The organism is Nocardia farcinica (genome assembly GCF_029867845.1).
Classification (GTDB): Bacteria; Actinomycetota; Actinomycetes; order Mycobacteriales; family Mycobacteriaceae; genus Nocardia; species Nocardia farcinica_A.
In genome coordinates this window covers 1-3853 of record NZ_JARWRU010000026.1, presented here as the reverse complement: position 1 = coordinate 3853, position 3853 = coordinate 1, and the positions used below count along the sequence as shown (strand labels likewise).

At 71.3% G+C, this 3853-nt stretch carries 5 protein-coding genes; 4 read left to right on the top strand and 1 reads right to left on the bottom strand.

The genetic code is table 11. From position 1 onward, the window contains the following. The coding region (locus QH283_RS00380; RefSeq protein ID WP_348538247.1) for an ABATE domain-containing protein at positions 1–321 on the bottom strand (321 nt) is incomplete at its 3' end. A 154-nt stretch (positions 322–475) separates the two neighbouring features. On the opposite strand from QH283_RS00380, the gene QH283_RS00375 reads away from it, so the two are divergent. From QH283_RS00375 to recA, 4 genes are all read left to right on the top strand, one after another. After that, a complete protein-coding gene (locus QH283_RS00375) occupies positions 476–937 on the top strand; it encodes a VOC family protein (protein ID WP_280501024.1) in 462 nt (153 codons plus the stop codon). Positions 938–990: 53 nt separating this feature from the next. Beyond that, positions 991–1833, top strand: a complete 843-nt coding sequence (locus tag QH283_RS00370) for a pyridoxamine 5'-phosphate oxidase family protein (protein ID WP_280501025.1) — start codon at positions 991–993, stop codon at positions 1831–1833. A 31-nt stretch (positions 1834–1864) separates the two neighbouring features. Further along, on the top strand, positions 1865–2317 hold the full coding sequence (locus QH283_RS00365) for a nuclear transport factor 2 family protein (RefSeq protein ID WP_280501023.1): 453 nt from the start codon (positions 1865–1867) through the stop codon (positions 2315–2317). 194 nt (positions 2318–2511) lie between these two features. After that, entirely contained in the window at positions 2512–3555 is a 1044-nt protein-coding gene (recA, locus tag QH283_RS00360) for a recombinase RecA (protein ID WP_280501022.1), read from the top strand. Positions 3556–3853: the final 298 nt, after the last annotated feature.

Below are 3853 nucleotides of genomic sequence, written 5' to 3'. Positions count from 1 at the left end.
CCTGGGGGCTCCGGGGGGGGGTGTGGGGGGGTGGTGGGTTGGGCGCGCTGCGTCCTGGCGTGGGGGTGGGGGCATGGGGGGGGGGGTGGGCCCCCCCCCCGGGCCGGGTGGGCGGGGGGGGGGCCGCGGGCGGGGGGCCGGGGGCGGGGCGTCGAGGGTGGGCTCGTCGGCGAAGGCGCGGCCGGTGAGCCCGGCCGAGGCCAGCCAGATCTCCAGACCGTCCACGTCGGTCAGCAGATCCTGCGGGCCGTTGTTCATCCACCGGGTGTTGAGCAGGTCCAAGGCGAGCGGTTCGCCGAGGTGCGGGCGCGGATCGGGCATGCCCGAGGGTATCGAGTTCGGGTTCGCCTGCAGCACTGTCACCGCCTATCTAACCATTGAAATTAATTTAGGGGGTTGACGTTGTGTGTCCACGGTCCGTACGGTTCTAACCGTTGAAACCGCGAAAGACGGTTGGACATTCCAGGAGGACGCAATGACAACGGTGACCGCCCCGACGATGACGACCGGGCACATCGGATTGAACGTCTCGGACATCGATCGCTCCGCCGAGTTCTACCGGCGCGCCTTCGGGTTCGAGCAGATCGCGAGCGGCGGCGAGGGCGGCACCCGCTTCGTGTTCCTCGGCGCGGACGGCACGCTGGTGCTCACGCTGTGGGCGCAGTCCGAAGGCGAGTTCTCCGCCCGCACGCCCGGTCTGCACCACCTGTCCTTCCAGGTGGCCGACATGGATCAGGTGCGGGCTGTCGAGGCAACGCTGCGTGAACTCGGCGTCGAGCTGGTGCACGACGGTGTGGTGGCACACGGCGAAGGCGCGGCGTCGGGAGGGGTGTTCTTCACCGATCCCGACGGCATCCGGCTGGAGGTCTACGCGCCCACCGGCGCCGAAGCCGCTCCCGCACCACACGGTGCCGCGCCCACCTGCGGCTTCTTCTGAGGCCGGCGATCGTGGGGCCCTTCCATCCCGGGGAACTCGCCGTCCAGCGGCGCATGGGGCAGGACGGCATCGCGGCCAAGGTCGGCCGGACCATCCGCGCCACCGTCCCGCCCGTGGCGGCCGAATTCCTGGCCGCGCAGCCGATGGTCGTGCTGGCCGCCGCCGACGCCGACGGCAGGCTGTGGACGAGCATGCTGACCGGCCCGCCCGGCTTCGTGCGGGCGAGCGGCGGCAGTTCGATCGTCGTCGGTGCCCGGCCGCGGGCCGATGACCCGCTCGCCGCGGCGCTGTCCGGGCCCGCCGAGATCGGCCTGATCGCGTTGCGGCCCGCCGCGCGCAGGCGGATGCGGGTCAACGGCAGGGCCGTTCCCGTGGCGGAGGGCCTCGCGATCGACACCGAGCAGGTCTACGCGAACTGCCCGAAGTACATCGCCCGCCGGGAACCGGTGGGCTACATTCCCGGTCACCGCGCGAGCGGACCGCGCCGGGGATCGGCGCTCGACCCGGCGCAGCAGGCGGCGGTGGCGGCGGCGGACACCTTCTTCATCGGCACCGCCGACGGCGACGGTCGCGCCGACGCCTCGCATCGCGGCGGCAACCCCGGCTTCGTGCGTGTGCTGTCGCCGACCCGGCTGCGTTGGCCGGACTACCGGGGCAACTCCATGTTCATGACACTCGGCAATCTCGTCGTGCGACCGCGCTGCGGGCTGCTCGTCCCGGACTGGACCACCGGCGGCGCGCTGCAACTCACCGGAACGGCCGAACCGAACTGGGATCCGGCCACCTTCGCCCCCGGTGCGCAGTGCTCGATCGACTTCACCGTCGACGAGGTGCTCGAGTGGCCGGACGGCCCGCTGCGCTGGGGCCAGGCCGAACTCTCCCCGGTCAATCCCTGACCGGGCGATCATTCCTGTCGAAAGGATTTCCATGCGACCCCCACTGCCTCCGTTCGACCGCGTGACCGCGGCGGAGAAGGTCCGTGCCGCCGAGCACGCCTGGAACACCCGTGATCCCGAGCGGGTCGCCGCCGCCTACACCGAGGATTCGGAGTGGCGCAATCGCGACGAGCACTTCGTCGGCCGCGCGGCCATCGTCGACTTCCTGACCAGGAAGTGGGAGAAGGAGAACGGCTACGCGCTGCGCAAACAGTTGTGGGCCTTCGACGGCAACCGCATCGCGGTGCGGTTCCAGTACGAGTGGCACGACGAGACGGGCGGCTGGTGGCGCAGCTACGGCAACGAGCAGTGGGAGTTCGCCCCGGACGGCCGCATGTCGCGCCGCGAGGCGAGCATCAACGACGTGGCCATCACCGAGGCCGACCGCCGGATCTTCGGGCCGAGGGGTCCCGAGGAGGACGACGCCCCGCTGCCGTTGTGGTAGGTCGTCCGTGCTGGTGAGGCCGTCGCGCGGGTGATGCCGGCGCGGCGGCCGAGCCGGTCCGCGGGTGGGCCCGGCGCGTCACTTGGACTCGAACAGGTGTTCGTCTAGGCTCGCTGTCAGAACTTGTCGGTGCCGCCCTCTACTGTGGGCGCCAACCAGGACAACCGACCTACCCGTGGAAAAGGGGACAGGACATGGCACCACAGGCCTACGACCGCGACAAGGCCCTCGAGCTCGCTCTCGCCCAGGTCGAGAAGAGCTTCGGCAAGGGCGCGGTGATGCGTCTCGGCGAGGAGGCCCGCCAGCCGATCTCGGTGATCCCCACGGGTTCCATCGCGCTCGACGTCGCGCTGGGCATCGGCGGCCTGCCGCGCGGCCGCATCGTGGAGATCTACGGTCCCGAGTCCTCGGGTAAGACCACCGTCGCCCTGCACGCGGTGGCCAACGCGCAGGCCGCGGGCGGCGTGGCGGCCTTCATCGACGCCGAGCACGCGCTGGATCCCGACTATGCCCGCAAGCTGGGCGTCGACACCGACGCGCTGTTGGTCTCCCAGCCCGACACCGGTGAGCAGGCGCTCGAGATCGCCGACATGCTGGTCCGCTCCGGCGCCATCGACATCATCGTCATCGACTCGGTGGCCGCCCTGGTGCCGCGCGCGGAGATCGAGGGCGAGATGGGCGACAGCCACGTCGGCCTGCAGGCCCGCCTGATGAGCCAGGCGCTGCGCAAGATGACCAGCGCGCTGAACAACTCCGGCACCACCGCCATCTTCATCAACCAGCTGCGCGAGAAGATCGGCGTCATGTTCGGCTCGCCGGAGACCACCACCGGCGGCAAGGCGCTGAAGTTCTACGCCTCGGTGCGCCTGGACGTGCGCCGCATCGAGACCCTCAAGGACGGCAGCGACGCGGTCGGCAACCGCACCCGGGTCAAGGTCGTCAAGAACAAGGTCTCGCCGCCGTTCAAGCAGGCCGAGTTCGACATCCTCTACGGGCACGGCATCTCCAAGGAGGGCTCGCTCATCGACATGGGCGTCGAGCACGGCTTCATCCGCAAGTCCGGCTCCTGGTACACCTACGAGGGCGATCAGCTGGGGCAGGGCAAGGAGAACGCCCGCAAGTTCCTGCTGGAGAACACCGACGTGCGCGACGAGATCGAGAAGAAGATCAAGGAGAAGCTCGGCATCGGCGCCGACGTGACCGCGGACGCCGCGGCCGAGGTGCCCGCCGATTTCTGAGCCGGTCGCCGGCAGGTGTGTCGCCCCCGGTGGGGGGGAGGGCGGCCCCCGGGTGGGGCGCGGCGCCCCCCCCCCCGCCCGCCCCGCTCGACGACATGCGCCGTCGGCTGCACGAACTCCTCGCCGACGCGGGCCGATCCGGCACGGCCACGGCACGGCGGCGCGAGGGGGATGAGCCGGTCCCGTGGTCCGGTGGTGGTTCGGCCCACGCGGACGGCCAGGGAACCCGGTCGGGCGAGCCCGATCCGCAGCGGGCGCGCTCGACCGGGTCCACCCGTCGAGGCGGCGGGGGGCGCGC

Excerpts from the sequence above, each read along its gene's own strand:
- recA (WP_280501022.1), top strand. The coding sequence starts at position 2,512 with ATGGCACCACAGGCCTACGACCGCGACAAGGCCCTCGAGCTCGCTCTC.
- QH283_RS00370 (WP_280501025.1), top strand. The coding sequence starts at position 991 with ATGGGGCAGGACGGCATCGCGGCCAAGGTCGGCCGGACCATCCGCGCC.
- QH283_RS00365 (WP_280501023.1), top strand. The coding sequence starts at position 1,865 with ATGCGACCCCCACTGCCTCCGTTCGACCGCGTGACCGCGGCGGAGAAG.
- QH283_RS00375 (WP_280501024.1), top strand. The coding sequence starts at position 476 with ATGACAACGGTGACCGCCCCGACGATGACGACCGGGCACATCGGATTG.